Here is a 3,271-nt window from a genome sequence, read left to right on the forward strand (position 1 = left end):
GACGTGCGCGGGATCGCCGAGGATCTTGGCGTGCGCTACCTGCTGGAGGGCAGCGCGAGACGCGCCGCCGGGCGCGTGCGCATCAACGCGCAACTGGTCGACGCGCTGAGCGGCGAGCATCTGTGGGCGGAGCGCTTCGATCGTAGCCTGGAAGATATCTTTGCCGTCCAGGACGAGGTGACGGCCAAGATCGTCGAGGCGCTGCTCGGCCGGCTGCGCGCGCCGCTGCCGCGCAATCGGCCGAAAAATCTCGAGGCCTACGATCTCTGCGTGCGGGCGCGCAAGCTGATCGACGATTCGCCGCAGACGGCGCGGGAAGCGCATCTGATGCTGACGCGCGCCGTTGCGCTCGATCCGGACTACGCCGAGGCCTATCGCTGGCTTGCCATGAACCACTGGATGGGATGGGTGCATTGGGGCGAACCCATCGAGCCCAACCGTAGCGTTGCCCTGGAACTGGCTCGCAAGGCCGTGGCGATCGATCCCAACGATGCCGGCTGCCGCTGGGTGCTCGCCAACCTGCTGGCCTATGAGCGCCGCTTCCCTGAATCGGATACGGAGTTCGCCAAGGCGTTCGAGTTCGACCCCAACGAAGCCGACGCCTGGGCGACGCTGTCCGACATCACGACCTTGGCCGGGCAGGTCGAGCAGGGCCTGGAGCAGATCCGCAAGGCGTTCCGGCTGAACCCGTTTCCGGCAAGCTGGTATTATCTGACGCTCGGCCAGGCGCAATACGCGGCCGGCGACTACGAAGCCGCCATCGAGACGCTGCGCAGGGAGGAGACCTATCGCACAAGCTCTCGCCGTTTCCTGGCGGCAAGCCTTGCCCAACTCGGCCGGCTCGAGGAGGCGCGCGCCGAGGTCGAAATGTTTCTGGTCGCCAACCCGCATTTCACGACCAGCCACTGGGTGTGGACCGAGCCGTTCCGCGACACTACGATCGCGGTCGTATCGTTTCCTGACCGGAAACGGCGGCAGCCAGGACTCGCGGCGGACGGTCCACAGCTCGTAGGTCGGCAGCAGCTGGTCCGGGGCGTCCAGGGACCCCAGATGCACTTCGATCTCGTCTGCGGTGCGCGCGAAAACAGACGAGCCGCAGCGCGGACAGAAGAAGCGCCCGGCGTAGTCGCGTGTTTCGCCGTCGATCGTCACCGCCTCCTGAGGGAACACCGCAGCGGCGTAAAACAGCGCCCCGTGATGCTTGCGGCAATCGAGACAGTGGCAGACGCCGACCCGGTATGGGGCACCCGACGCCACAATTCGAACGCTCCCGCACAGACAGCCGCCGGTGTATCGGTCCATGCTCCCGTCTCCTCAAAAATCAAGCGCTGGGCATGGCTACAACGAACGGCGCCGTCGTCGCAATGCCGCGGCAGTTGCGCGAAGCCTGTCGCCAGATGCAGCGCGCGTGGATCGCCTACCGCGCTGCACGGCCGAAGTCGCCGCCGAAACCATCAATACGATCGCCAGCGCAATATCATCATCAGTTGCATGCTCGATGCGACAGCGCGGCAGGCGCCGCGGCAGGCGCCGATCCTTGATGATGAGCTCTAATCTGTCGCGCAGACATATCTGGAGGGCGCGGCGAGACGTGGCGAGGGCATGCCGTCTGCATCGATCTCTAAGTCGCATAAGATAGATTATGGAACTTATGCGTTGGCCAAAAGGCGGAAATTGCTGCCGATCTCAGTGCCCTCAGCCGTCGTCACAGCGACCGAGGGGCTGGATCTAAGCGGCTTCAATTGCAAGCAGCACATTGGCGGCCGCAACGTTGCGGATTCCGATGAGGGCTTGGTAGTCAGGTGAATCATGCATGGCCTTGAGAGACGCCATATCGGCAAACTCAAGCACGACGAGCCGGTCCGGCTGCCACGAGCCCGCAAGGGCCAACGCTTCGAGCACGCAACAGCAACTTGCCTCCGAAGCGATCGACGGCAGCCAAGGCCTTTATGCGATATTCCTCGTATGCCGCCGGATCCGCGATCTTGTGCTCAGCAATCAGATAGGCTGCCATGGTGCCTTCTCCTCTGAAAGTCGCGACGTTAACACAATCGAGCCATAGAGCGGAACGCGCTTCTGAACAGCTCGTCCTATCACGCTGACTCATAAGGAATTTCGATCACCATCCCATCATAGGCCGGCACCACGTTGTCGGGCGTCTCGGCCATCACGACGGCGTAATCCAGCGGCACATGCATGTGTGTCAGCACGGCGTTTTTCGGAGCCAGTCTCTTGATCCAGCCCAGTGCCTGGCCAAGCGACAGATGGCTCGGATGGGTGTTGTACTGCAACGCGTCGATGACCAGCGTTTCGAGATCGCGCAGCCGTTCCGCCGTGGCGTCGGGGAAGTCGCTGATGTCAGGGCAATAGGCAAGCCCGCCGGCGCGGAAGCCGAGGGAAATGATGTCGCCATGGGTCTGTGGCAGCGGCTCAAGGGTGAGGGCACCCCCCTCTCCCTCGATCACGATCGGCCTGGCGTGGTCGATGAGATGCGCCCTGACGATGGGCGGATAGGAACTGCCGGGCGGCGTCTCGAAACAATAACCGAACGCTTGCCGCAGGCGCTGCATCGTCGGCTGATCGGCATGGATGTCGATCAGATGGCGCTGCTCCTGCACATAGCCGCGCAGATCGTCGATGCCGTGGATATGGTCGGCATGCGGATGCGTGTAAACGACCGCATCGATGCGCCTGACCGACGCCAGCAGCATCTGCTCGCGGAAGTCCGGTCCGGTGTCGACGACGACGGTCGTGCGGGCACCGTTTGCCGCGATCCGCTCGACCAGTGCTGCCGTGCGCATGCGCCGGTTCCTGGGGTTGGCGGGATCGCAATTGCCCCAGTCGCCGGTGATGCGCGGTGTGCCGGGCGACGAGCCGCAGCCGAGAATGGTGAGGCGCAGCCGATCGCTCATGCGTCAGGCGCTTCGGGGCGCGGCATCTTCCGGAACAGCCGAAAGACATTGTCCGTGGTGATATCGGCGATCTCGGCCTCGCTGACGCCGATCGTATCGGCCAGCACCCTGGCGGTGTTGGCGACATAGGCCGGCTCATTGCGCTTGCCGCGAAACGGCATCGGCGCAAGATAAGGCGCATCGGTTTCTACCAGCAGCCGGTCGTGCGGCACGTTGGCCGCGACGGCGCGCAGGTCGGCCGAGTTCTTGAAGGTCAGGATGCCGGAGAACGAGACATAGCCGCCAAGCGCGACGCCGACCTCCGCCAGCCTGCGCCCGGACGAAAAACAGTGCAAAATGAAGGGGAAGGCGCCCTTCCC

4 protein-coding genes and 2 pseudogenes are annotated in these 3,271 nt (G+C 64.0%); 1 reads left to right on the forward strand and 5 read right to left on the reverse strand.

The genetic code is table 11. The annotated features are described in order from the left end of the window. A pseudogene (locus tag EN780_RS30570) lies at window positions 1–933 on the forward strand (adenylate cyclase); the annotation flags it as partial. Between the two features lie 3 nt (window positions 934–936). Here EN780_RS30570 and EN780_RS30575 read toward each other — a convergent pair. The 5 genes and pseudogenes from EN780_RS30575 to EN780_RS30595 form a co-directional block, all read right to left on the reverse strand. Continuing rightward, window positions 937–1,302 (reverse strand): annotated as a pseudogene (locus EN780_RS30575) (GFA family protein); the annotation flags it as partial. A gap of 426 nt (window positions 1,303–1,728) precedes the next feature. After that, the gene (locus tag EN780_RS41420; RefSeq protein ID WP_189556866.1) at window positions 1,729–1,851 is read right to left on the reverse strand and encodes a DUF1330 domain-containing protein; all 123 of its coding nucleotides are present in this window, start codon (window positions 1,849–1,851) and stop codon (window positions 1,729–1,731) included. Then, window positions 1,844–2,014 carry a DUF1330 domain-containing protein gene (locus EN780_RS41425; RefSeq protein ID WP_189556868.1) on the reverse strand — a complete coding sequence of 57 codons (171 nt, stop codon included), beginning with the start codon at window positions 2,012–2,014 and terminating at the stop codon, window positions 1,844–1,846. The genes EN780_RS41420 and EN780_RS41425 overlap by 8 nt, the downstream gene beginning before the upstream one ends. Before the next feature lie 79 nt (window positions 2,015–2,093). Then, window positions 2,094–2,912: an MBL fold metallo-hydrolase gene (locus EN780_RS30590; protein WP_128276150.1), complete on the reverse strand. Its 819-nt coding sequence runs from the start codon at window positions 2,910–2,912 to the stop codon at window positions 2,094–2,096. Further along, window positions 2,909–3,271: TatD family hydrolase (locus tag EN780_RS30595; RefSeq protein ID WP_189556870.1), on the reverse strand; the 363-nt coding region annotated here is incomplete at its 5' end. The genes EN780_RS30590 and EN780_RS30595, both read right to left, overlap by 4 nt.

Origin of the sequence: Mesorhizobium sp. M4B.F.Ca.ET.089.01.1.1 (assembly GCF_004022605.1) — a bacterium.
GTDB lineage: Bacteria > Pseudomonadota > Alphaproteobacteria > Rhizobiales > Rhizobiaceae > Mesorhizobium > Mesorhizobium abyssinicae.